Consider the following 21,804-nt stretch of genomic DNA (forward strand, 5'->3'; position numbering starts at 1 on the left):
CTAACCGCTCCAGTCGATCTTACGGCCAACCGATAGATCGAGGACATCTTGAAGCAACGACGGTGCGGGCCTTTCTGGTGTCTGCCGGCTGTCCAAAAGCCGGGGTTACTGAAGAGGCACACCTTCATTGCCGGCAGTGCGGTTGGGGTCTCCCATCCAAAGCTGAGGCAGACAAAGCGCATATTCGCCGCAAGGCGGGAATGCATCGATACGCGTTACGCATGACCTGGTTCCGGTGCTCTCCACCTGCCGGCCCCAGTGTGTGCACGCCGCGTCCTTTGTCCACCGCGGATGCCTGACGGCATTTGCAGTTTCGAAGCTTCGGTAATGCGGCCAGCAGGGCCGCAATTGGAGAGACTGATGGCCACTCAGCGCATTCTTGACTTCCTCGCCACCCGCCGTCCCGATGGTCCCTGCCTGGTCGTCGACCTCGACGTCGTGCATGACAATTACTGCGCCTTTGAAAAGGCGCTGCCCGATTCCAGGATCTATTACGCCGTGAAGGCCAATCCGGCCCCGGAGATCCTGCGCCTGCTCGCCCAGCTGGGCTCGAGCTTCGACACCGCTTCGGTGGCCGAAATCGAGATGGCGCTGAACGCCGGCGCGACGCCCGACCGCATCTCCTACGGCAACACGATCAAGAAGGAGCGCGACATTGCGCGCGCCTATGAGCTTGGCATTCGCCTGTTCGCGGTGGACTGCGAGGAAGAGGTGGACAAGATTGCGCGCGTCGCACCGGGCTCGCGCGTGTTCTGCCGCGTGCTGACGGACGGCGCTGGCGCTGAATGGCCGCTGTCGCGCAAGTTCGGCTGCGTGCCGGCCATGGCCGTGGACGTTCTGCGCCATGCCCGCACGCTTGGCCTCGACCCCTATGGCGTTTCCTTCCATGTCGGCTCGCAGCAGACCGATCTCGATGCATGGGACCGCGCGCTGGAAGACGCCCGTGGCGTGTTCGGCGCGCTGGCTGACGAAGGCATCGTGCTGCGCATGGTCAATATGGGCGGTGGCTTCCCGACCCGCTACCTGCGCGACGTTCCGGCCGCACAGGCCTATGGCCAGGCGATCTTCTCGGCGCTGCGCAAGCATTTCGGCAACCGCATTCCCGAGACCATCATCGAGCCGGGCCGCGGCATGGTCGGCAATGCCGGCGTCATCAAGTCGGAAGTCGTGCTGATCTCCAAGAAGGCGGACAACGACAATGTGCGCTGGGTCTATCTGGACATCGGCAAGTTCGGCGGTCTGGCCGAGACGATGGACGAGGCCATCCGCTACCCGCTGGTGACGCCGCATGACGGCGGTGAGACCGCACCCTGCGTTCTGGCCGGCCCGACCTGCGATTCCGCAGACGTGATGTATGAGAAGACGCCCTATCCGCTGCCGCTGTCGCTGACCATTGGCGATGAAGTGCTGATCGAAGGCACGGGCGCCTACACCACGACCTATGCTTCGGTGGCCTTCAACGGGTTTGAGCCGCTCCGATCCTACGTCATCTGACGCATCGGACATCCGGCCCGCGCAGGAACGCGCGGGCTTCTCATTCCACACTGCCTCCAGATCGCCCTGCGCCCATTCGGACGCGCAGGGCGATCTGTGCGATTGATAGAACATCGAGGACATGGCCATGACCCAGGCTGTTGTCGGTGGAGCGCTTGCGCCTGCCTTCTCCATTATTTGCGAAACAGCGCATGACGAGATCGAGCGCGAGGCGCTGCTCGACCGCGTCATGGGACCGAAACGCAGGCTGAAATCGTCCGAGGCGCTGCGCCGTGACCGGGTGCCGGCCGAGGGGCTGGCGTTTGTTGCGCGCGATGCGGATGGTTTCATGATCGGGTCGGTGCGTCTGTGGGACGTGCGTGCCGGCGAGGGCGGCCCTGCCGCGCTGTTGCTCGGGCCGCTTGCTGTCGAAACGGCGCTTGCCGGGCGCGGGGTGGGCGCGGCCCTGATGCGCCATGCGCTGGCCGAGGCCAGGCGGCTGGAGCACGCAGCCGTTCTGCTGGTGGGAGACGCCGCCTATTATGAGCGCTTCGGGTTTTCGGCCAGTTTGACGGGTGCGCTTGCCATGCCCGGACCCTATGAGGCTGAACGCTTTCAGGCGCTCGAGTTCAGGCCCGGCGTGCTTGCCGGTGCTTTCGGGACGCTTGAGGCGAGTGGCCGCCTGATCGCCGCGCGCGCCGGGGCGCATGGGCGGGTTGTCTAGGGTTCTGATCCTGGGGATAAGACCTGCGTGCCATTCCGAAATGAAAAAGGGCGGAGCGCTTTCCTGACAAAAGCGATCCGCCCTGATGCGTTATGGTTCCTGCAATGGTGCAGGAGACCTGCTGTTCAGCTGTCGTTTAGAGCACCTGGCTGAGCTGCATGGCGACGGACATGTCTCCGGCCACCTTGAGTTTTCCCTGCATGAAAGCGGCTGTCGGGTCGAGATCGCCCGCGATCATGGCCTCGAGGTCTTCCTTGGCGAGGCTGATGACACAATCGGCATCACCGTTCTCGGTGGAGACGCTGTTTCCGTCGATGACGATGACACCGTCATCGCCGCAATCGAATTTCACCGAGCTGCCAAAGCCCGAATCTGCGACACGTGCTTTCACCTTCTCGGCAATTGCGTCCATCCCCATGCGTATTCTCCCTGTAACCCGGATGCGCTTTCTTGTTTCGATGGCTTCACCCGCTCTGAGAGCGTGCGGCCTGACATGGCGACACTAGTCATTTGTTGACGTTTACGTCAACGTTTTTCTGGCGTTCATCGGCGCGGTAGCGGGGTTCTTTTCTTGGGAGCCAGCAGGCGGTCGAGCAGTGCTATGAGGGCGTTGCGGTTGTCCTCTCCGCCCAGTTTGTCGATGATCCGCTTCTCATGCTGTGCCCAGAGCTTCGAGATTTCGGTGATGAAATCCGCGCCCTTCTCGGTGAGGTGCAGAGAGTGGGAGCGGCGGTCTATGTCGCCCTTCCGGCGTTCGGCAAGGCCACGGTTTTCCAGACAGTCCATCAATGCGACGAAATTGGCGCGCTTGATGCCGAGCTGTTCTGCAACTTCGGTCTGCTTCTGGCCGGGGTTTGCGGCGATCAGGGAAAGCACCGCAAACTCGGTTGGACGCAACTTCACCGAAGCGAACGACTTCTGAAAATCCTGGAAGACTGCAAGCTGCGCACGCCGCAGCTTGTATCCGATGGCCGTTGCCAGGGGCGGTAAACACGTACCGTTGGTGTCGGTGTCAAAAGCTTCGATATATTCCTTATCCGTGGTCGGCGGCGAAATATCGACCGTGGTGTGCGTCATCGTCACTATAAATCTCCAAAATATACTCTTTCGGCCCGCGCGAAGGGCGGCAACGAAACAGCGCTCTGCACCCCGGACGAAAAATGACCGGGATAATCGCAGTAGCAAAAGACTGTTTGCATAGGTTCGCTGTATAAGGCAACGCCTTATATCTGCATTAAACAAATCGATTTTGGACAGGAATGAGGCGTTCGGAAACAAAAGTTCACGAATTGGGCTAATTTCGCAAATTATGGCTGTCTGAAGATAGCTTTTATTCTTTATAATATTTCAAGTTTTAAAATTATAATCTCTATTTTCGGCGCGCTGAGGTATGAAGCTTTTGGAGGCGGTCCATCGGCTTTGCCTGATCTCAGACAAGCAAAAGCCCTGAAAACCATGGCGATTTTCAGGGCCTGGGATCTTTGGCTAGCAGAAGGTGTTTCAGGAGCAGGACGACAGTGTCAGTCGTGTCCCTAGTGATCGGTTTTTGATGCGGGTGCGCTGCTCTCGGAATCCGGACCGAGCCGGCTCCGTGCTCCCTGATTGCGGATTTCCGCTTTCGACAGATAGTCGGCCTGCTCGATAAACACTTCATGGACGAGTTCGTCGCCGACCCGGGCATTGATGCTCTCGATCAGCCCGTCGCGAAAGGCGTTTACGTTAAAACCGTCTTCGCTTGCGTAATCGATGGTGGGGTTGGCGTAGAGATGGGAGTAGATCTCGTCCACCAGCATGGCGTCCATGGGAATGCTGAGCGCCTTGATCTTCTTGGAATCCACCGAATAGGACAGGCGCGCGAGGAAATAGCCATCCACCGCGCCGTTCTTCACGACCGGCACCGAGATCACGTCGGTGCTCACATAGTCGAGGCCGCCGAAGAAGGCGGGCGGTGGCTCGGCGCTGTTCTTGGCCTGTGAGAACTGGAACGAATAAAGCATCGTTCCCACCGTGACGGCGCAGATCCACAGGGCTGCAAGGACGAACTTGATCATGCGGGTGAGGCCTGCCCGAATTCGCGTTCGGAATAGGTGCCGTCGGTCTGGGCGCGTTCGATGGCTTCCTGCAGGAGGTCGGCCACATCGTTGACGGCGCTCATATGGGCGCGAATGGTCTCTTCATTGACGGCGAGCTTGTCGCGCAGGCGCTCCAGCGCATCGCGGTGTGCGTTGGCGAGGCCTGCTTCATTTGCGCCTTTCAGGGCGCGGGTTAGTTCGTAGAGATGGCGGCTCTTGCGCGCATTGGACGCCTTGATGTCGAAGCCGGGATTGTTGCGGATCGCGTCCGTCTCGGCGTCGATGGTTTCCTCGATGCGGCGCATGATTGCCAGAGCGCTCGCGCCTCCATGCTGGTTCATGGCCAGGGCGGCTTTCTCGGAATTGGCTGCGGAGGTCATATCATACATGGGTTCGTTCCGTTTCTGAGCTTCAGCTCTCTTTTTCGTCACGTGCGGCAGCGGCTGGGTTTACCCCGAGTGTCCTGGCTGCATGCCGTTCGATTTCCTCGACCATGGCGGTGGACATGAGAGCCCGCCTGCCTGCCTCTTCCTGCTCGGGTGTCTGCGAGACAGCGCCCACTGGAACCCGTTCTTCGTTTTCGACCGTGTAGTCGCGCAGCACATTGCGCGCGATGCCCAGCCCGCCCTGCTCGGCGAGGGACTCGCTAAGCTGTTGCGCGAGCATGGAGCGCCACATTTCGCCGGCCAGCCCCTCGCCGTAAACGGAGGAGGTCTCTTCCGGCAGGAGCGACTGCATGAAGTTCTGAAGCACCATGGCCTCGAACTTCTTCTCCACATCGGAAGGTGCGCTGGCGTCGGTTCTGGTTGCGCCGACGGGTCTTGCGTCGAACACTGCCTGGAAGCTGGCCGTCGCGCCCGACTTTGCCTGCAACCGCTCCTTCGCGGCGGCGGCTTTGGCCGGATCTGCGGCGCGCGCCACATTCAAAACAATGTCGCCGGGAGGCGATATCGCCAAGGCGTCCTCCATCGCTCGTGTCTGTAACCGGCATATTCCCAGATCAAGCTTGTGGGAGGCTTAAGCCTCGTTTGACCTGCGGCGCTCGATGAATTCGAGACATTCCTTGTCGGCGGCGCTGCGCTCTTCGAGGTCGGTGGCTTCGCGATAGGCGCGCGCCAGCGCGTTTCCGCGGGCATCCGCCTGCATGATGTTGCCGACCTCTTGTCGGGCGCGTGCGGCGCTGGCCTGCCTGCGCTCCATCGCACTGGCCACCCGGCGGTGATAGAGTTCCGGGAAGAGGTTGGTCATGTCCGTGCCGGTGTCGAGCGTGTCGGTGATGGCCTTTGCCTCTTCCTCGGCGGCAATCGCTTGCGCCAGATGGGTCGCGTGCTGGGCCTGATGGTAGTCCTTCAGGCGCTGCATCACGAGAACCAGTTTCTGGAGGCGTTTTTGTCGTGGCGTCGCCATGGCTAGCGCCCCTCGAAAATCGGGAAGAAGCCCTCGGCAAACAGGCCGAGCAGCGAGGGAATGGCGAAATAAAGCAGGATCAGGCCGCCCGCGATCACGAAGGGCAGGGAGATGAAGTAGATCGGGATCTGCGGCGTGAGCTTGTTGATGAAGCCGATGCCCAGATTGACCAGAATGGCGTAGGCGAGAAACGGGCTGCCAAGCCGGATCATCACGTAGAAGGCGTCGGAGAGCGTGTCGGTGATGTCGGTCAGGGCCGACTGCGGATCGAACAGGCTTTCGATCGGCGCGAGCTGATAGGACACGACGAGCGCGCGGATGATCTCGTGGTGGAAGTCCAGAACGAAAAGCAGCATCAGCGCCGACAGCGAGATGAGCGCGGTAAGCGGCGGCTGCGGTTCGGCTTCTTCGATTGCGGTGCCGCCGGCAGCCATGCCGAAACCGGCGAACATCGCCATGGATGTGCCGATGAATTGCAGCGACAGGACATAAAGCCGGGCGATGAGCCCGATCAGCGCGCCAATGGCGAGTTCCGAAGCGATGAGCAGGAAAAGTGGTCCGGGCTCACTCGACACATGCGGCGTGATGAGGTCCCACAGATGCGCGAGCATGGCAAGCGTGGCGGCAACGGCCACGAACAGCCGCACCTGCATGGGAACGCGCACGCTGGAAAGGCCCGGCATGAACAGGAAACAGCCGCCGATGCGGCAGAACGCCAGAAAGGCTGCAAGGAGCGGCGTTTCAAGCATCGCGTCAGCCCGTGGCAGGAATGACCCGGCGGTGGACGCCGGGTCTGCATGAAGGAAGGGGCGGACGTCGCATCAGGAGATGGAGCCCAGAACGCTGAGCTCGACGCCCTTGGCCATTTCCACATGGCTGAGCACCGGCAGGGTGGGGAACAGGCGCTCGGTGATCATGCGCACATAGGGACGGGCTTCCGGCGCGGTGACGAGAACGAAGCGCTCGCCGGCGTCCAGATGCTTGCGGATTGCCTTGCTCGCATCCTGGCCGAACTCTTCGAGCTGGCGCGGGTCGATGTCGAATTCGCGGATCTCGCCCTTGGCGTCGCGCTTGAGCGCCTGGTGGAAGGCCAGATCCCAGCGGCCGCCGAGCCGCAGCACCTTGAGCGTGTTGCCTTCCGTCAGATCGCCACAGATCTGCTGCGCCATGCGGATGCGCACATGCTCGACGATCTGCTCGGTGCGGCGGATATGGGGGGCGATTTCGGCAATGGCCTCGATGATGAGGTGCAGGTTGCGGATCGAGACGCGCTCGGCAAGGAGCAGTTTCAGCACTGCCTGCAGACCCGGATAGGTGATGTGCGAGGAGCAGATCTCGTCGGCAAGCTTCCGGTATTCCGGATCAAGCCGCTCGATCAGCGCCTTCATGTCCTTGTAGGAAAGAAGCTGCGGCAGGTTGTTGCGGATCACTTCGCTCAGATGGGTGAGTAACACCGACATGTTGTCGGCGAACGCATAGCGCTCGCGCTTCAGATCGTCGGCGAACATCTCCGGCACGGAGAAGGCGCGCATGCCGAAGGCGGGTTCCTTGACCTCTTCGCCGGGCATGTCCGGCATCCGGTTGTTGCCGACCAGCACGAGCAACTCGCCCACACGCATCTGATATTCGGTCACCACGGTGCCGTGGATCTTGATGCGGTAGCTCTTTGGCGGGATCGTATAATCATCCGTCAGGCGCACTTCGGGGACCACGAAGCCGTATTGCGCAGCGAATTTCTTGCGCATCTTGCCCATGCGGTAGGCGAGCTCCTGATGCGAGGCGAGAAGCCGCGTGGAGAGCTGCTTGCCGATGAGAAGTTCGATCTCCGCGGTCTTGAGCGAGGATTTGACGGAGTTGCGCTCTTCTTCTTCCTGCGAGAGCTGCTCCTGACGCTGGGCCTCGTCGGCGCTTTCCTGACGCTGACGCGCGCGGCGCGGCAGCGTGTAGCCGATGGCGGCCATGATGACGGCAAGCGTGATGAAGGGAAGGAACGGCAGGCCGGGCACCAGACCGAGAACGGTGAGCAGCATGGCGGCGACGAACAGCGCGCGGGGATAGGCGCTGAGCTGGCCGAACACGGCCTGATCGGCAGAGCCGCGCGTGCCGCCCTTGGAAACGAGCAGGCCGGCGGCGAGCGAAACGATCAGCGCCGGGATCTGCGAGACGAGACCGTCACCCACCGAAAGCTTGGTGAAGACATCGGCTGCCTCGCCGATGCTCATGTCGTGGCGCGCATAGCCGATGGCGATGCCGCCGACGATGTTGATGGCGGTAATGATGAGGCCGGCAATGGCGTCGCCGCGCACGAATTTGGATGCACCGTCCATGGCGCCGAAGAAGGAGCTTTCCTCTTCGAGTTCGGCGCGCCGGCGCTGGGCTTCCTTGTCGTCGATGGTGCCGGCGGAGAGGTCGGCGTCGATGGACATCTGCTTGCCGGGAATGGCGTCCAGCGTGAAGCGTGCGCCCACCTCTGCGATACGGGTCGAGCCTTTGGTGATGACGACGAAGTTCACCACGACAAGGATCATGAAGACGATGAGGCCGATCACGAAATCGCCGCTCATCACCATGCGCGAGAAGCCGCCGATGACATAGCCGGCGGCGTTTGCTCCCTCGTGGCCTTCCGACAGGATAACGCGGGTTGTCGCGATGTTGAGCGACAGGCGCAGCATGGTTGCGATGAGCAGGATCGTGGGGAAGGACGAGAAGTCCAGCGGCCGCTGGATCCACAGCGCCACCATGAGGATGAGAACCGAAAGAGCGATGGAAAACGCCAGGCCGACGTCGATCAGGAATGGCGGGATGGGCAGGAAGAGCACTGCCAGAATGATGACGACGCCGATTGCGAAGCCGATGTCGCGGCCGTGCTTTCGGGTCTCTGCGCCTGTGATTGCTTCGCTTAACGCCATGCCGGTCTTCCCACTCGATGGAAGGCGTTTGCACGCCTTTGCGTCGAAGCTAGCGTCTCAAGCTTGCGCGAAAGAGGAGCGTGGGAGGATTGCCGGCTGTAATTAAGGCTGGGTCTAGAACCCGCCCTCGATGCGCTGGAAGATGACGTTGCTGAAGCCGGAGATCTGCGAGGCGACGAAAGGTGCCGAAAACGCCACCGCAACGAGGATCGCAACGATCTTGGGCACGAAGGTGAGGGTGATTTCCTGCACCTGTGTCAGGGCCTGCACAAGCGCAATGCCGACGCCGACCACCATGGCGACGATGACCGCGGGGCTGGATGCCACCAGAACGGTCCAGATCGCATACTGGACGATATCGAGGGCGTCGGCTTCGTTCATGGCCTAGCGTATCACAACGCCGGGGCCGACGGGGATCTTGTCGCCGCTTTCCAGCACGGCCATCACGCCATCGCTGTAGAGGCGCACTTCGGCAACCGTTCCGGTGATCTCGCCATCGGCGGAGGTGACTTCGCGGCCGACCAAGCTGCCGGCCTGCGCCAGCGCCGAGGCCTGAAGGATCTGGTCAAGCTTGGCATTGGCCTGTACCGACTGCTCCACCTGCGAGAAACTGGCGAGCTGGGCCACGTAGTCGGTGGATTCCATCGGGCTCGTGGGATCCTGGTTTTTCATCTCGGCCACGAGAAGGCGCAGAAACGACTGGTAGTCGACGGTCTGCGGCGCGTTGGCCTGCCGGGCGGCGCCGGCCTTCTGGGCCTGCTGTGCGCCCGAAGTCGCTTCGACGTTCATGACTTACTCCCCTGCCATTGCAGCCAGCCTGTTGTCCCCGGTGGGCGCGGCAGGCTGTGCGATGATCTCGTCTTCGATTGGATAGAGCGCGCGGATTTCCTTCAGGGCGTCATAGACCTGCCCGTTGGAAACGAGTTCCTCGACATGCTTGAGGCCGGCGCGAATGCGTTCATTGGTGAAGCTGTCGAGCAGGCGCGGCAGAAGCTGATTGAAGAGCCGGCGCGCATCATCGGCGTTTTCCGGCGTGATCAGCATGATCTGCACCGTGAAATAGACCTGGCGCAGCGGCGTGCGCGCATCCTCTGCCTGCAGAACGTGGTTCTCGAGCAGGAACTGGACATTGTTCAGGAATTCGAGCGTCACCTTGCGGTCGGTCTTGATGACCGCGCCGTTGACGTAGATCTTCTCATTCGCCTTCAGGGATATTTTCAGTGTGCTCATTGCTGGATGCCGTCGCGAATGATCTGCGACACCTCTATGAGGCCGTCCAGGTTCTGGGAACGCCCCTGACGGACTTCTTCACCTTCGCGCAGAAGCCATAAGCCGATGGAGATGAGATTGGCTCTCAACTCATTGGGCAGTTCGTTGTCCGGGCTGCCGAGATCGTCGATGAAGGCGGTCCAGACGCGCATCATGAAGTGAATGGCCTCGACAGCCTCCTGCGAGTTCAGGCCCTTCTCGCGCGCCCTCTGAAGAAGCTCGATCGATCGGCTCAGAACCTGCTCCTCCCTGTCCCGGGCGTCGGCAAGCGAGTCTGTCTGAACTTCGCTGTAGGAAAACTGGTACATGTGCTTCCCGTTCGTTTGGTTCCGGCTGTCGGTTAACGCAGATAGTTGAGCAGGCTGAGCTGCTGCAGGCGGGCGGTCAGTGCATAGGATGCGTCAAGCTGCGCGCGCAGGTCGTTGACCCGTGTCGCGGCTTCATAAGGGTCGATGCCCTCGCTGTCCTTGATGAGTGTCTTGAAGAGATCCACCTGCGCGGAAACCCGCGCGCTGGCGTCTGACACGCGGTTCTCCACGACGCCGGCATGCGCCTGCGCATTGGCGATGTCGGCAATGGCCTCGCCGACCATGGTGAGCGATCTTTCGTAGAGAACGTTGCGGGCTTCTTCGCCAAGCGGTCCGTTGAGGAGGTCGGAGATGGTGGCGGCTGCCATGGCGAGCTTGCGGATGCCGTTCTCATTGGCTGTCAGCGAGGTCTCGGCCATCTCGTTCATGGCGATGCGGCTCGTGATCTTCTGGTTCGATGCGCTGGACCAGTTGGTTTCCCAGCCCGCGCCGGTGAACTGCGGCTCCACATAATTGGTGATGAAGTCGTCCATGTCGGCCGCGCTGATGGTGGCGGCTGCCGGATCGTCGCGGGTGAAGCCGAACTTGGCCATGAAGGCGGCGTCGAAGGTGGTCTTTGCCGGCGAGCCTGCATCGTGGAAATCGGTCAGCGGCTTCACATCGGTGTTGATGCCCGCGAACAGATATTCGCCGTTCAGATTGGTGTTGAGCACGCCGGTCAGCGTTTTGAGAACACGCTCCGCCTCGGCCTGCGAAACGGCGACCTGATCGATGTCGGATTTTGCTGCGGTCAGCGAGGCGAGCAGGCTCTGGCCCATGTCGCCGATCTGCGACATGGCGTTCTGCGTTGCCGAAAGCCGGTTGGCGGCGAGCGCGTTTGCGTCGATCAGGCCTTTCAGCCGGTCGATGTTGCGGTCCATGGAGAGATTGCGGCCGGCATGCGCGCCAAGGGCTATGCCCACATCGGAGTGACGGCCGGTCTGCGACTCCTTCAGGCTCTCGGCCAGCTCCGACTGCATGCGCATCGTCTGATAGCGCAGCGTCTGCGACATGGCGAGCGATGAGATGAAGGAGGTTTTCATGTGCTCTCTCTCTACCGGGTGGCCTGCATCAGGGTTTTGAGCATTTCGTCGATCACCGAGATGAGACGCGCGGACGCTTCATAGGCGTTTTCCAGGTCCAGCAGCAGCGCCATCTCGTTGTCGACATTGACGCCGGTTGCATTGGATAAGGCCGTCGCCGAGCGCACGGCGAGCGCCTGTTTGCCTTCAGCTCCGCTCGCCGCCTGCTTGCGGGTGGCTTCCAGCCAGCTCACGGAATCGAACGAGAAGGCCGTGACGCTGCGGGTCGTATCGAGCCCGGCCAGCGGGTCGAAGGTCATCGGCTCGTCAAGCCGCTGGGAATAGCTGAGGAGCAGATCCGAATAGGATGCAGCACCCGTGGTGTTGTGCAGATAGACCGCGCCATTCGCGCCGCCGTCGCGCAGGAGCGACGGGTCGCCGCCGGCATTCTTGTCGAAGGCGGCATTGACGCGGATTGCGCCCGCCAGGCCGTCGATCAGTGTGCCAGCCGGCGGAATGCCGGGGCCGCCTGCCCAGTTGAAGAGACCGGCCATGTCCGGCTGTATGCCGCTCGGATCGGTTTCGGCGAAGGCGGTGATGAGGCCGCGCGCGACTTCGTCGAGCTGGCGCTGCATCTGAAGGGCGGTCTGGTCGCGCAGCTGCAGGGCTGCCGCGATTGAGCCCTTGGCGTCGGTGTTGCCGCCGCTGCCCGGCACCAGCGGAACACCGTCCACATAGACCGCATTGCCGGTCGTGCCGGGGCCATAGGCCGTGTTCGGTGTGAAGGTGACGGGACGCGGGACCGTCTCGAACATCGTCGCGCCGTCTGCGGTGACGATGACCATGTCGTTGGCCGAACGCGTGGTGGTGGAAATCGCCACATATTCGGAGATTTTCTTCAGGAGCGCGTCGCGGCGGTCCAGCGCGTCGGAGATGTCGCGGCCCGCGCGGGTGCCGTTGACGATCTCGGTGTTGACCGTTTCGAACTCGCCCAGAAGGTAATTGAGGTCGTCGACCGCGGTGACGATGTCGCGGTCGGCGTCGGCGCGGAATGTCTGGACGCCATTGGCGCCGTCATTGAGCGAGCGCACGACCTGATGCGCGGCCTGTACCGCGCTTTCGGCGAGCGTGGCGTTGGAAGGCGTTGCCGCGTAGAGCTGCATCGCCTCCTGCAATTTGCTGATGGCGGTGGCCGGCGCATTGGCGTCGTCGACGCCATTGACCGTCAGGCGCATCGTGTCGAGCCCGCCGGACATGGCTTTCTGCCCCTGCCATGCGGAGATGGCAAAGAGGTTCTGCCGGAACAGGACCTCGTCGGCTGCCCGCCGGATCTGGGCGATGCGCGCGCCGGGGACCATGCTGGTCAACAGCGCGCTGCGATGTGCGTAATCGGGGTTGCTGGCTTCTGAAACGTTGCGTGAGACGACGGAAGTCCGGCGCGAGGTGTTGAAGAGCGCGGTCTGTGCGATGCTAAGTGCGGATGTCAGTGACATTTATATTCTTCCACTTCCCCGTTCCAGAAATCGACGCTTATCGCTTCAGGTTGACCAGCAGTTCCATCAGCTCCGAGCCGGTCTGGAACGACTTGGAGTTGGCGGTGTAGTTGCGCTGCGCCTCGATCATGTCGGTAAGCTCCTGGGCGATGTCGACATTGGAGCTTTCGACCGCGCCGGCGACGACCTTGCCGAGATTGCCCGAACCGGAGAAGCCGAGCTGTACGCCGCCCGAATCCGCGCTTTCGGAGAACACGTTGCCGGTGATCACGTTGAGCTGGTCGGGGCTCTGCACATTGGCGAGCGGGATGCGGTAGAGAGCGCGCATGGAGCCGTCGGCATACTGCGCGAAGATGGTGCCGTCCTCGGCGATCTCCACGCTGTCGATGGCGTAAGGCGCGCTGCCGTCGACTTCGCCGGTCACCGAGAAACCGGTGTCGAGCTGGGTCATGTCGGACAGGTCGATGGTCAACGCATCGCCGCCGGGCACCGTCAGCGAAATGTCTGTCGGGCTGCCGCCGGCCAGCTTGCCGTTTGTCGGATCGAAGGTGAGCGTTGTCGTTGCAAGCGGCGGATTGGCGTAGGGGAACGACGTGTTGGGCGCTGCATCCGCCCGGTCGTAGACCGTCATCTCCCAGGTGTCGGGGCCGGTCTTGGTCATGTAGACGTCGAGCAGCTGCTTGCCGCCGAGATTGTCATAGGCGACCAGCGAGCTCTTGTGGGTGTACTGCGCCGTCGCGGCGTTGGCGGAGGGGAGGTCGGCTGCAGCAACCGCAGTCGAGCTTGCCGGCAGGTTGGCTGCGAGCTTGCCGTTGCGCGAGGGCGTTGCGACGAGTTCCGACTGGGCGATGGTGACTGCTTCAAGGCCGGCATAGCCGTTTGCGGTGACTGCGGGCGTGCCGTTGGCGTAGCTGTAGCCCATCAGCTTGTAACCGGCGGCGTTGACCAGTTCGCCCTGGGCATTTGGAACGAAGGAGCCGGCGCGGGTCAGGAAGGGCTGTCCGTTGGTGCCCTGAACGACGAAGAAGCCGCCGCCCTCAATGGCGAGGTCGGTGCCCGACGTCGTGTACTGAAGTGGACCGGACTTGGAAATCTCGTAGCGGATCGACGTGGTGACGCCGCCCGAATTGTAGGACCCGCCGGACGATGGCAGGACGAGCGAGGAGAATTCAGCCTTCGCGCGCTTGTACCCATTGGTGCTGGAATTGGCGATGTTGTCGGCAACGGTGGACAACCGGTTGGATTGTGCCGCCATGCCGGAAACGCCGGTACGCATCATGCCGTAAAGGCCCATCGGAAGTCTCCTCGTAGTCTACGCCGATTGCAATCACGGTAGGGGATGTGACTTGCGTGAAACTGGTGGTGGCGCGTTTTGAGGAAGAAAACTGGCGGATTAACCGTCCGCCAGCCTGTAGCCGAGATAGCGCTTGGAATCGATGGGATCGAAGCCGAGCTTCTGGCGCAGTTTCTTGCGCAGCTTGCTGATGTGGCTTTCCACGACGTTCTCTTCGACGTCTTCGTCGAAAATGCCGTAGATGGCGTTGAATATCTGGGTCTTGGTCACGCGGCGCGTCGGGTTGCCGGCCAGATATTCCAGAATGCGACGCTCACGGCGCGGCAGGGGAAGAGGCTCGCCGGACACTTCCGGGTCGCGCCCGTCGAAATAGATCCGCATGGCGCCGATTTCGGTGAAGGTTGCCGTATCCTGCTGGGCGCGGCGGCGAATGGCCGTGATGCGCGCCAGGATTTCGCGGATGTGAACGGGCTTGCGCACGACATCATCGACGCCCCATTCGAACATGCGCAGCGTGTCATCAAGCGAATTGCGCTCGCTGAGCGCGATCAGCGGTGCTGCCGAACGTTCGCGGATGCGCTGGGCGCGGATGTCGCCTTCGTCGCACTGACCGAGAAGAAAAGCGCTGACGGCCTTCAACTCATCATCTGCAACGGTTTCGACCCATTCGCCGAATTCCTGCGGCGCGAAACCCGCGCTCGCCACCCCTTCTCGATTGAAAAGTGAGTGGTAACCTTCCGTCACCAGCTCACGCTCGTCTATCACCACAATCACCGGCCCGCCCTCCGAATCAACTAATGTGTCAAGTGGTAACTGGTCGGGCGAATCGCGCACAACTATGAATTCTCAGGAGTCAATAATGGGGAGTCCTGCGAGCGGTCCGGCTTCCGGTATCGCTGTTCAGTAGATTCAATTATGGGTTGCAGAAACTGCGTGCCTCTGGCGTCCACGCTCCGAAGCCGGTCGCGACCATGTTTGTGATGACGCGGCAGACATAGCGTTTCTGTGCCGGATCGTTATTCGGCCCGGCATGATAGCGGGCCACCGCCATTGACCAGGAACCGTGACGCTTCTTCAGCTGAACCAGAAAACGGGCGGCGTAATCGACATTCTGGCGGGGGTCGAGCATGGCGTTCAGATTCCTGAATTGATCGCCATGGTAGTGGTGGTTGATCTGCATGCAGCCCAGATCGATCAGCTTTCTGCCTTCCCTGCGCGCCTTCTCGAAGGTGCGGATCGCCTCACTGGTGCTGCGGGCGAACACGGCCTTGCCTTCAATGTTGAGTGCGTGGGGCTGGAGGCTGCCCTTCACGCCGGTCTCGGTGAGGCCGACGGCGTAAAGAATGCCAGGCGGAACATGGTAGCGTTCGGCGGCGCGCAGGATTTCGCTTTCGCAGGCATTGGTCGCGGCCTGAGCGCCTGCGGTGAGAGCTGCGAGGCTAAATATAAAGGCCGTTATTCGCCGCATCGCCGCCATCCTGCGTCTGCCGTCCCTCACGGCCCGATTGTTCGCGTGAGGAGCGTTCGCCATTGCCTCCGCGCGAAAGGTCGCCATCGTTTTGACCGTTCATCGACTGGAAACTGCCATCGCGCGTGTTGCCGCCGGTGGCAGTGTTGCTCTGGCCTCCGGGTGCGGATTGCTGGACGGTCACGCGGTCGATGTCATAGCCGAGCGAGCGCAGCGCCTTGACGATGCTCTCGCTATCGGTGCTGAGGCGATGGCGGGCTTCCGCGTTCTCCACCTGCAGGTCGACGGTCAGCTGATCGGCGACAATGCGCAGGCGCGCCGTGACAAGGCCAAGCTCTGCCGGCTGAAGCTGGATCTTCAGGGTCTGGACCATGCGGCCGGCTTCACCCTGCTGCGTGGTTTGCAGATGTGCGGCTTCGCCGGCTGCGGCGCGCTGGGTGGCTGCGGCCTGTTCGCTGCTCGCTGCCGGTGCAGGCGCGCGCTGGATCGAGACAACGCGGATTTCGGGCTGGGGCTGCTGCTGTTGCTGTTGCTGCGGGCCATCACGCAACAGCGTCTCGCCGCCGCCGCGCGTCTGGTTTTCGCCTCTGCCGGTCTGGACCGGCTGTTCTTCCGGCGTCCGGGAAACGGCCTTTTCGCCAAGTGCTGCATGGGCCTTTGCGGTTGCGCTGGCCGCTTCCGGCAGGGCGCGGGCGGGCTGGTTTAACGCGGATGCAGGAGCGTAGCGCTCGCGCGCACGGTCGCCTGCCTGTGGCGCGGGCTGCGAAGCGCCTGCCTGCGAAGCGCCTGCAGTCTGTGCTGCTGCTGCGGCATTTGCGGGCAGTTCGGGCTGCGCCGGGGTCGTTCCGCTTTTGCCGGCGGCGTTCGCCTGCTCCCCGGTGGTTTCTGTATCGGCATTCGCCGGGATGGCGGCATGGTCTGCTTTGGCTGGTGTGGCGGCTGCCGGCGGCGCGGCAGGCGTTTCGGTCGCCTGAGCCGGATTGGCCGGAAGGGCAGGGTCAGTAAGGGCAGGGTCGGCCGCACTGGCGTCGCCCTCTGCAGTCTCGGTTTCCTGCGTGTCCATCTGGTGGGGCAGGGTCCAGCGGATGGGACGCCATGCGCTGTCTTCGCCCTGCGTTTCCTCACCGGGCGCTGATTTGGTTTTCTTGGCCGCGCTTTCCTGCAGGGCTTCTTCAAACCCGGCTTCGTCAGCAGCGCCATTGGCGCGCTTGTTCGGTGCTGAATCGAGTGCCTGTGCGGCAGCGGGCAGTCCGCGACTGATGGCAGCGTTCATTGACCGGTTTCCTTCTCAAGCAGCGCGTCGATGTCATCGAGCTTGCTGCGCATTTCCAGCATGTAAGCGTCGGCGGCTTCGTTGATCGGGTCGCCCGGGAATGCGGCCTCCACAGGCTCCTGCGGCGCGCTCTCCGTTTCCGTCTCCACGAGGTCCGGGATCAGATCTGCATCGGGAATGATATCCGGCAGAAGCGGGTCGTTCTGCGGCCCCGGTTGTACGGCGACGGGCGCCGCGGCAGGTGTGACGACGGGCACGGCGGCAGGTGCTGGCGTGGGTGTCGGCTCTTCGGACACGGCCGAGGTGTGGCGGGGCTCATCGAGAACCGCCTTGGCGATGGTTTTGGCTGCGTCCAGCAATTCACGGTCGGGGGCCGAGAGGCGTTCTGCGTCCAGACCGTTCAGAGCGGCGAGCACCTCGTCCACATTGTCGGAGGTGACCGACGCCATGTTGGCATAGAGAACGGCGCGCGGATCGCTCTCACCCTCAGTCGTCTGGCTATAGGACATGGCCTTCATGGCGGCGAAGGAGAGAAGCCGGTCGTAGCCCTCGATGGCGCTCTTGCGGGCAAGACGCAGATAGACGATGCGCGCCTGCTCGTCGGACATCTGTGCGGTGACTTCATCGACCATGGTCGGGTCCACCGTGTCGTGCAGCTCCACAACGGCGGCCACGAAAGTGTCGACGAACTGGGTCGCGTAGGGCGAACGCAGATAGCGCCGGACATATTGTTCGGATGCGCGCGAGAGGCGTTCGGTATCGTTGAGCGCTGCGGCAAGCGGGATGCTGCGGCGCAGGGCAGCTTCCTCGATGAGCGTGCCGGGGCTTAACAGCCTCGCCTGATCCAGCATCTTCACGGCGAACAGGGGATTGTCCCGCGCCGTGACCGTTGCGCTGACAAGCGCGACCGACGGACCGACTTCCGGCGGCAGCGTTTTTGGATCGAGCGTCTGCAATGTGGCGCGGGCCGAGGCATAATCGCCAAGCGCGTAGTGCACGATGGCCTGACCGAGTTCGGCCTTCTTGCCCTCAAGCGTGAGCCTGGAGAAAAGCAGTTCGAGCGTCTTCGGATTGCCGCCGCTCAGACCGTAGATAAGCAGCGCCTGGAGGTTTCGCTCGTCTTCGAAATCTTCAGGCGTGGCGTTTCTCATGCGGCCGTCGATGATGCCCAGAAGCTTCTGCTGCATGGGGAGTGCTGCGTGATCGCCATCGGCGATGCGGTCCTGCACGCGCTGGAGCGAACGCACCATCTGATAGGGCTGCATGGCCGCTGCCTGGGCGCTGTTGTCGAGAAACATGCCCGCCACCAGGACAGCGGCCAGTTTCGCAATCACTCTCATTGCGGCACTTCCAGCAGGATTTCGATGCGGCGATTGGCGGCCGCATAGGGGTCTTCGGGCACTTTCAGCTTGCGGTCGGCAAAGCCGGCGACCTGTTCGATGCGCTGCTCGTCGAGACCGCCGCGAACCAGCATGTAATAGGCTGCCTGCGCGCGGGCGCTGGAAAGACGCCAGTTGTCGTAGGTCTCGCTGCGGAAGGGACGCCCATCCGTGTGGCCGCGCACGCTGACATTGCCCGACTGATCGGAGAGGGTCTGGCCGATCTTGTCCATGGCGAGCACGAGATCGCGTTGCGGCACGGCGGAGCCGACCGGGAACATGCCGTTTTCCAGATCGTCGGTGATGGAGACGAGCACACCTTCATCGGTGGCGACGACCGAGATGGAGCCTTCCAGAGGGCTGCCGGCAAACTGCTGTGCAAGCTGCTCGCGGATCTGGTCGGCGAGCTTCTGGCTGCGCTCGCCTGGCGTTTCCTCAGGGGCAGCGGTTTCAGCCTCTGCGGTCGCGTCTGCCTGTTGCGCGACGGGCGGCACGGCCTCGACCGGTTCGGCCTCTGCCTTTTCTTCCGGCTTGAGGGGCTGGACGTCTGGAACGGCCGTCAGGGCGATGGCGTTGCCGTCGCCCTCCTTCGGCGCTTCGCGGGCGACGGTTGGAGGCGCATTCTTGCCGTTGGTGGGAAGATCGACATCGCTGCCGGCTGCGTTTTCGCGCACATCGTCGGGATCGCCCTGAACGCCGATGCCGGGGCGGGCAACCTGCTGCGACCAGAAATCGGGCGCAAACGGGTCGCGGTAGGATTCACCACCCGACGCGCCCGATGACGGGCCAGCATTCTGCGCGCCGCCTTCGCCCTTGGTCGACACGTTCTGCATGGTGTCGGTGTTCGACGCGATCTCGGCCAGAACGGCATAGGGATCGGAGAAAAGGTTTTCGTCGGAGAGTTCGCGCGTGTCGGAGGTGCCGACGGCGCTTTCAAAGCTCATCGGGCCGGAGGTCTGGTCGTGATCCTGCGAGGGGGCGCCGGGCGCATCGACCTCGACATCCTCCGGTGCGGGATCAGCCGGATCGCCGTCCAGACTTTCCAGACCCTTGCTGTTGGTGCTCTGGTCGATCAGCTTGACGGGATTGAAATAGCTGGCAAGCGCGGTCTTGGTATCGTCATCCGTAGCGTTGATGAGCCACATGACCAGGAAGAAGCACATCATGGCGGTCATGAAATCCGCAAAAGCGATCTTCCATGCACCGCCATGATGGCCCTCGTCCTCGCCGCCGCCGCCACGGCGAACGATAATGATCTCGGATGCCCGATCCTCGTTCTCGGCCAAACTCATGAGATCAATCCTGCCAGTGTTTCCGACCACTCGGTGAGCCGCGTTTCAAACAGCTCTTCATCGATTGTGACGCTTATGTCGAAGCCCGGCGCTTCGGCGAAATCCACGTGGCTGGCCTTTTCGCCGAGCCCGGCTTTCAGCGCCTCCCAGAGGGCTGGCGAGCCGCTGACGCGAATGCGCAGGGCCTCACGATCATCGATGGCGCTGCGCACGACGCGCTCCAGCTCGGCGATCGAGCGTTTTTGCAGATCCTCGGTGAGAACCGAACCAAGCATGCGCGCGGTTGCCTGCGTGGCGAGCTCGACCACCTGATTCTCCAGAACGGTGAAGTGCTGGGTGATGGTCTGGCCGGCGGCCTCGCCAAGCTGGGCGCGCAGTGCGTCCATCTCGTCGGCATGGCGCTGGCGCTCCTGCTCCATGGCCTCGGCATGTTCACGCGAAAGACGCTCCGCCAGTGCAATCTGTGCGGCCGCGATGAGTTCGTCCGTCTGGGTCTGGAGCGGGCGGACGGGCTCTGCCGCTGCCACCGGCTGCTCGTCCGGCTGGGAGAGCGGGTTGAAACCGTGATCCGCCGCATGGTTGCCGGGAGAGGGCGGCGGCGTTGGCGCGCCGAAATCCGGCAGAACGTCGAACAGCGAGAGGGCGGGGGGCATCAGCTCGCCTCCGCCTCAACGCGCGCCCACTTGCGCAGGATGTGCGCGGTGCGCTCCTCATTGAGGTCGACCATGCGGGCCAGACGCTCCTGCGGTGCGGGACGGATTTTCAGGCGATGGGTGCCATATGTGTCGTCTTCCTCGAACTCGGTCTCGGAGTAGCCGCCATCGGTGAGGCGGGCCTGCTCTTCTTCCGGGTTGGGCAGCGAACGCTGCATCTCTTCATCGGCAGGCCCCTGCGCGATTGCCGGGCGCATCAGGTTTGCGCCGAGCGGCTTCAGGCCGAACCAGGTGACGAGGAAGGCGACCAGAATGAAGGCGGCTGCATTGATGAGCGTGCCGGTGTGCTGGCCGACGGCGTCGATGATGCCGGGTTCGGCGACCGGTACGCCATCCAGACCATCGATGAACTCGACGGAGGAAACGTTGATCACGTCGCCGCGCGTTTCGTTGAAGCCGGTGGCCGAAGCGACGACTTTCTGGATGTCGGCGATGCGCGCATTGATCTGGTCAGGGGTCGCGTTCGGCCCGAGAATGTCCATGATGCGCGCCTGATTGACCACGACGGCGATGGACATCTTGTCGACGCTGTAGCCGTTGCTGGTGGTGGCGATGCGCTTGGTGTTCAGCTCGTAATTGGTGGTTTCCTCGCGGCGCTCGCTCTCCTCGGACGATTTCGGTCCGGCACTTGCGGCGGCCTCGTCTTCGGGCAGGTTCTGGGCGACGGAGGTGGGCTGGATTGCTGTTTCGCGGTTGGCGCTGTCGCTGGAGCGCACCACCTGAACCGAGCGCTCGACGCGGGAATCGGGATCGAAGATGACTTCTTCGATCTGGCGCGCGTCCGTGTTGACGTCGGCCTTCACGCTGGCGCGGAAATTGTCCGGTCCGAGATACGGAGAGAGTGCGCGGCGGATGTTCTGTTCGATCTGGTTTTCCACGGTGCGTTCAACGCCGATAGAGCGCTGTGCGGTGCTGTTTGACAGATCGTCGCCGGAAGCGAGCAGCGTGCCGGTGGAATCGAGAATGGTTACCTTTTCCGCGTCGAGCCCCGGCACGGCAGCGGCCACCAGATAGCGGATCGAGGAGGCGGCGTTGGTGGCGTCGAGGCTGGAGGCGCGGATGACGACGGATGCGGAGGGCTGGCGTTCTTCGGTGCGGAACGTGCCGCGCTCCTGCATGACGATGTGGACGCGGGCGGCCTTGATGCCGGTCAGGGACTGGATGGTGCGGGCGATTTCGCCTTCAAGGGCCCGCACCCGCGTGACCTGCTGCATGAAGGTGGTCAGGCCAAGCGAGCCGACATTGTCAAAAAGTTCGTAACCGGCATTGGTGCTGCTCGGCAGGCCTTTTTCGGCGAGGAGCATGCGCGCCTGCGCGGTCTTGCCGGCGGGAACCAGAACAGCGGTTCCGTCCGAGACCACGTCGAAGCCGATACCGGCTTCGCCAAGCACCAGACCGATCTGGTTCACGTCGGACCGGTCGAGCCCGACATAGAGCGTTTCGTAGGCGGGTTTGTTGAGATAGGCCGCGCCCGCGACAACGACGGCCATGACCAGCGCCAGCATGCCGCCCAGAAGGGCGAGCCGGCGGGGGCCGAGGCTTTTCAGGTTAGCGACAACGGTCTGAATCTGCTCAGGCAACGCCCAATGCTCCCATACGAATTCTGATGGGAGAGTAGACGCCGAAGCTTGTGCGAAAATGAAATGGGGCCGTTTCGCGGCCCCATTGG

At 62.6% G+C, this 21,804-nt stretch carries 24 protein-coding genes; 2 read left to right on the forward strand and 22 right to left on the reverse strand.

The genetic code is table 11. The features are described from left to right. The first annotated feature begins 360 nt into the window (after positions 1-360). Together odc2 and AC4PTT_RS05630 are read left to right on the forward strand one after the other, a co-directional pair. Entirely contained in the window at positions 361-1,494 is a 1,134-nt protein-coding gene (gene odc2 / locus AC4PTT_RS05625; RefSeq protein WP_113152901.1) for an ornithine/lysine decarboxylase, read from the forward strand. Between the two features lie 121 nt (positions 1,495-1,615). After that, a complete protein-coding gene (locus AC4PTT_RS05630; protein WP_492162265.1) occupies positions 1,616-2,197 on the forward strand; it encodes a GNAT family N-acetyltransferase in 582 nt (193 codons plus the stop codon). A 136-nt stretch (positions 2,198-2,333) separates the two neighbouring features. Here AC4PTT_RS05630 and AC4PTT_RS05635 read toward each other — a convergent pair whose 3' ends face one another. From AC4PTT_RS05635 to fliF, 22 genes are all read right to left on the reverse strand, one after another. Continuing rightward, positions 2,334-2,615, reverse strand: coding sequence for an SCP2 sterol-binding domain-containing protein (locus AC4PTT_RS05635; RefSeq protein ID WP_113152899.1), 282 nt, complete (start codon positions 2,613-2,615; stop codon positions 2,334-2,336). A 125-nt stretch (positions 2,616-2,740) separates the two neighbouring features. Further along, complete coding sequence (locus AC4PTT_RS05640; RefSeq protein WP_113152898.1) at positions 2,741-3,274, reverse strand: MarR family winged helix-turn-helix transcriptional regulator; 534 nt, start codon at positions 3,272-3,274, stop codon at positions 2,741-2,743. A gap of 455 nt (positions 3,275-3,729) precedes the next feature. Next, a complete protein-coding gene (locus tag AC4PTT_RS05645) occupies positions 3,730-4,248 on the reverse strand; it encodes a hypothetical protein (RefSeq protein WP_206544157.1) in 519 nt (172 codons plus the stop codon). Next, positions 4,245-4,658 (reverse strand): hypothetical protein, encoded by a 414-nt coding sequence (locus AC4PTT_RS05650; protein ID WP_204360837.1) that lies wholly within the window; start codon positions 4,656-4,658, stop codon positions 4,245-4,247. The genes AC4PTT_RS05645 and AC4PTT_RS05650 overlap by 4 nt, the downstream gene beginning before the upstream one ends. A 22-nt stretch (positions 4,659-4,680) precedes the next feature. Continuing rightward, positions 4,681-5,226, reverse strand: coding sequence for a rod-binding protein (locus tag AC4PTT_RS05655; RefSeq protein WP_222473995.1), 546 nt, complete (start codon positions 5,224-5,226; stop codon positions 4,681-4,683). Positions 5,227-5,286: 60 nt separating this feature from the next. Continuing rightward, the gene (locus AC4PTT_RS05660; RefSeq protein WP_492162266.1) at positions 5,287-5,676 is read right to left on the reverse strand and encodes a hypothetical protein; all 390 of its coding nucleotides are present in this window, start codon (positions 5,674-5,676) and stop codon (positions 5,287-5,289) included. A 2-nt stretch (positions 5,677-5,678) separates the two neighbouring features. Continuing rightward, the gene (gene fliR, locus AC4PTT_RS05665; protein ID WP_113152894.1) at positions 5,679-6,425 is read right to left on the reverse strand and encodes a flagellar biosynthetic protein FliR; all 747 of its coding nucleotides are present in this window, start codon (positions 6,423-6,425) and stop codon (positions 5,679-5,681) included. Positions 6,426-6,497: 72 nt separating this feature from the next. Continuing rightward, positions 6,498-8,585: a flagellar biosynthesis protein FlhA gene (gene flhA, locus AC4PTT_RS05670; RefSeq protein WP_113152893.1), complete on the reverse strand. Its 2,088-nt coding sequence runs from the start codon at positions 8,583-8,585 to the stop codon at positions 6,498-6,500. 114 nt (positions 8,586-8,699) lie between these two features. Further along, positions 8,700-8,966 carry a flagellar biosynthesis protein FliQ gene (fliQ, locus tag AC4PTT_RS05675; RefSeq protein ID WP_007008607.1) on the reverse strand — a complete coding sequence of 89 codons (267 nt, stop codon included), beginning with the start codon at positions 8,964-8,966 and terminating at the stop codon, positions 8,700-8,702. 3 nt (positions 8,967-8,969) lie between these two features. Then, positions 8,970-9,374 carry a flagellar hook assembly protein FlgD gene (gene flgD, locus AC4PTT_RS05680; RefSeq protein WP_206544156.1) on the reverse strand — a complete coding sequence of 135 codons (405 nt, stop codon included), beginning with the start codon at positions 9,372-9,374 and terminating at the stop codon, positions 8,970-8,972. A gap of 3 nt (positions 9,375-9,377) precedes the next feature. After that, positions 9,378-9,815 carry a flagellar biosynthesis repressor FlbT gene (flbT, locus tag AC4PTT_RS05685; protein ID WP_113152891.1) on the reverse strand — a complete coding sequence of 146 codons (438 nt, stop codon included), beginning with the start codon at positions 9,813-9,815 and terminating at the stop codon, positions 9,378-9,380. Then, positions 9,812-10,162, reverse strand: a complete 351-nt coding sequence (gene flaF, locus AC4PTT_RS05690; RefSeq protein ID WP_113152890.1) for a flagellar biosynthesis regulator FlaF — start codon at positions 10,160-10,162, stop codon at positions 9,812-9,814. The genes flbT and flaF overlap by 4 nt, the downstream gene beginning before the upstream one ends. Positions 10,163-10,194: 32 nt before the next feature. After that, a complete protein-coding gene (locus AC4PTT_RS05695; protein WP_412032979.1) occupies positions 10,195-11,244 on the reverse strand; it encodes a flagellar hook-associated family protein in 1,050 nt (349 codons plus the stop codon). Positions 11,245-11,255: 11 nt separating this feature from the next. Next, positions 11,256-12,716 carry a flagellar hook-associated protein FlgK gene (gene flgK, locus AC4PTT_RS05700; protein WP_475082550.1) on the reverse strand — a complete coding sequence of 487 codons (1,461 nt, stop codon included), beginning with the start codon at positions 12,714-12,716 and terminating at the stop codon, positions 11,256-11,258. Between the two features lie 37 nt (positions 12,717-12,753). Continuing rightward, positions 12,754-14,010 (reverse strand): flagellar hook protein FlgE, encoded by a 1,257-nt coding sequence (locus AC4PTT_RS05705; protein ID WP_206544152.1) that lies wholly within the window; start codon positions 14,008-14,010, stop codon positions 12,754-12,756. A gap of 99 nt (positions 14,011-14,109) precedes the next feature. After that, positions 14,110-14,784, reverse strand: a complete 675-nt coding sequence (locus tag AC4PTT_RS05710) for a response regulator transcription factor (RefSeq protein ID WP_113152886.1) — start codon at positions 14,782-14,784, stop codon at positions 14,110-14,112. A gap of 139 nt (positions 14,785-14,923) precedes the next feature. After that, entirely contained in the window at positions 14,924-15,478 is a 555-nt protein-coding gene (locus AC4PTT_RS05715; protein WP_113152885.1) for a transglycosylase SLT domain-containing protein, read from the reverse strand. Continuing rightward, positions 15,450-16,751 carry a flagellar hook-length control protein FliK gene (gene fliK, locus AC4PTT_RS05720; RefSeq protein ID WP_492162267.1) on the reverse strand — a complete coding sequence of 434 codons (1,302 nt, stop codon included), beginning with the start codon at positions 16,749-16,751 and terminating at the stop codon, positions 15,450-15,452. The genes AC4PTT_RS05715 and fliK overlap by 29 nt, the downstream gene beginning before the upstream one ends. Further along, a complete protein-coding gene (locus AC4PTT_RS05725) occupies positions 16,748-18,091 on the reverse strand; it encodes a chemotaxis protein (protein ID WP_492162268.1) in 1,344 nt (447 codons plus the stop codon). The genes fliK and AC4PTT_RS05725 overlap by 4 nt, the downstream gene beginning before the upstream one ends. After that, positions 18,088-19,422, reverse strand: coding sequence for a MotB family protein (locus AC4PTT_RS05730; protein ID WP_492162269.1), 1,335 nt, complete (start codon positions 19,420-19,422; stop codon positions 18,088-18,090). The genes AC4PTT_RS05725 and AC4PTT_RS05730 overlap by 4 nt, the downstream gene beginning before the upstream one ends. Further along, complete coding sequence (locus AC4PTT_RS05735; protein WP_206544148.1) at positions 19,419-20,075, reverse strand: FliH/SctL family protein; 657 nt, start codon at positions 20,073-20,075, stop codon at positions 19,419-19,421. Before AC4PTT_RS05735 ends, AC4PTT_RS05730 begins: the two co-directional genes overlap by 4 nt. After that, the gene (gene fliF / locus AC4PTT_RS05740; protein ID WP_113152880.1) at positions 20,075-21,715 is read right to left on the reverse strand and encodes a flagellar basal-body MS-ring/collar protein FliF; all 1,641 of its coding nucleotides are present in this window, start codon (positions 21,713-21,715) and stop codon (positions 20,075-20,077) included. Before fliF ends, AC4PTT_RS05735 begins: the two co-directional genes overlap by 1 nt. Between the last annotated feature and the right edge of the window lie 89 nt (positions 21,716-21,804).

The sequence above is a fragment of the Nitratireductor sp. WH36-1 genome (genome assembly GCF_058725515.1).

What these genes read in the sequence shown, in the direction of transcription:
- odc2 (WP_113152901.1), top strand. Translation starts at nt 361, where the DNA reads ATGGCCACTCAGCGCATTCTTGACTTCCTCGCCACCCGCCGTCCCGAT.
- AC4PTT_RS05630 (WP_492162265.1), top strand. Translation starts at nt 1,616, where the DNA reads ATGGCCATGACCCAGGCTGTTGTCGGTGGAGCGCTTGCGCCTGCCTTC.
- AC4PTT_RS05635 (WP_113152899.1), bottom strand. Translation starts at nt 2,615, where the DNA reads ATGGGGATGGACGCAATTGCCGAGAAGGTGAAAGCACGTGTCGCAGAT.
- AC4PTT_RS05640 (WP_113152898.1), bottom strand. Translation starts at nt 3,274, where the DNA reads ATGACGCACACCACGGTCGATATTTCGCCGCCGACCACGGATAAGGAA.
- AC4PTT_RS05645 (WP_206544157.1), bottom strand. Translation starts at nt 4,248, where the DNA reads ATGATCAAGTTCGTCCTTGCAGCCCTGTGGATCTGCGCCGTCACGGTG.
- AC4PTT_RS05650 (WP_204360837.1), bottom strand. Translation starts at nt 4,658, where the DNA reads ATGTATGATATGACCTCCGCAGCCAATTCCGAGAAAGCCGCCCTGGCC.
- AC4PTT_RS05660 (WP_492162266.1), bottom strand. Translation starts at nt 5,676, where the DNA reads ATGGCGACGCCACGACAAAAACGCCTCCAGAAACTGGTTCTCGTGATG.
- fliR (WP_113152894.1), bottom strand. Translation starts at nt 6,425, where the DNA reads ATGCTTGAAACGCCGCTCCTTGCAGCCTTTCTGGCGTTCTGCCGCATC.
- flhA (WP_113152893.1), bottom strand. Translation starts at nt 8,585, where the DNA reads ATGGCGTTAAGCGAAGCAATCACAGGCGCAGAGACCCGAAAGCACGGC.
- fliQ (WP_007008607.1), bottom strand. Translation starts at nt 8,966, where the DNA reads ATGAACGAAGCCGACGCCCTCGATATCGTCCAGTATGCGATCTGGACC.
- flgD (WP_206544156.1), bottom strand. Translation starts at nt 9,374, where the DNA reads ATGAACGTCGAAGCGACTTCGGGCGCACAGCAGGCCCAGAAGGCCGGC.
- flbT (WP_113152891.1), bottom strand. Translation starts at nt 9,815, where the DNA reads ATGAGCACACTGAAAATATCCCTGAAGGCGAATGAGAAGATCTACGTC.
- flaF (WP_113152890.1), bottom strand. Translation starts at nt 10,162, where the DNA reads ATGTACCAGTTTTCCTACAGCGAAGTTCAGACAGACTCGCTTGCCGAC.
- AC4PTT_RS05695 (WP_412032979.1), bottom strand. Translation starts at nt 11,244, where the DNA reads ATGAAAACCTCCTTCATCTCATCGCTCGCCATGTCGCAGACGCTGCGC.
- flgK (WP_475082550.1), bottom strand. Translation starts at nt 12,716, where the DNA reads ATGTCACTGACATCCGCACTTAGCATCGCACAGACCGCGCTCTTCAAC.
- AC4PTT_RS05705 (WP_206544152.1), bottom strand. Translation starts at nt 14,010, where the DNA reads ATGGGCCTTTACGGCATGATGCGTACCGGCGTTTCCGGCATGGCGGCA.
- AC4PTT_RS05715 (WP_113152885.1), bottom strand. Translation starts at nt 15,478, where the DNA reads ATGCGGCGAATAACGGCCTTTATATTTAGCCTCGCAGCTCTCACCGCA.
- fliK (WP_492162267.1), bottom strand. Translation starts at nt 16,751, where the DNA reads ATGAACGCTGCCATCAGTCGCGGACTGCCCGCTGCCGCACAGGCACTC.
- AC4PTT_RS05725 (WP_492162268.1), bottom strand. Translation starts at nt 18,091, where the DNA reads ATGAGAGTGATTGCGAAACTGGCCGCTGTCCTGGTGGCGGGCATGTTT.
- AC4PTT_RS05730 (WP_492162269.1), bottom strand. Translation starts at nt 19,422, where the DNA reads ATGAGTTTGGCCGAGAACGAGGATCGGGCATCCGAGATCATTATCGTT.
- AC4PTT_RS05735 (WP_206544148.1), bottom strand. Translation starts at nt 20,075, where the DNA reads ATGCCCCCCGCCCTCTCGCTGTTCGACGTTCTGCCGGATTTCGGCGCG.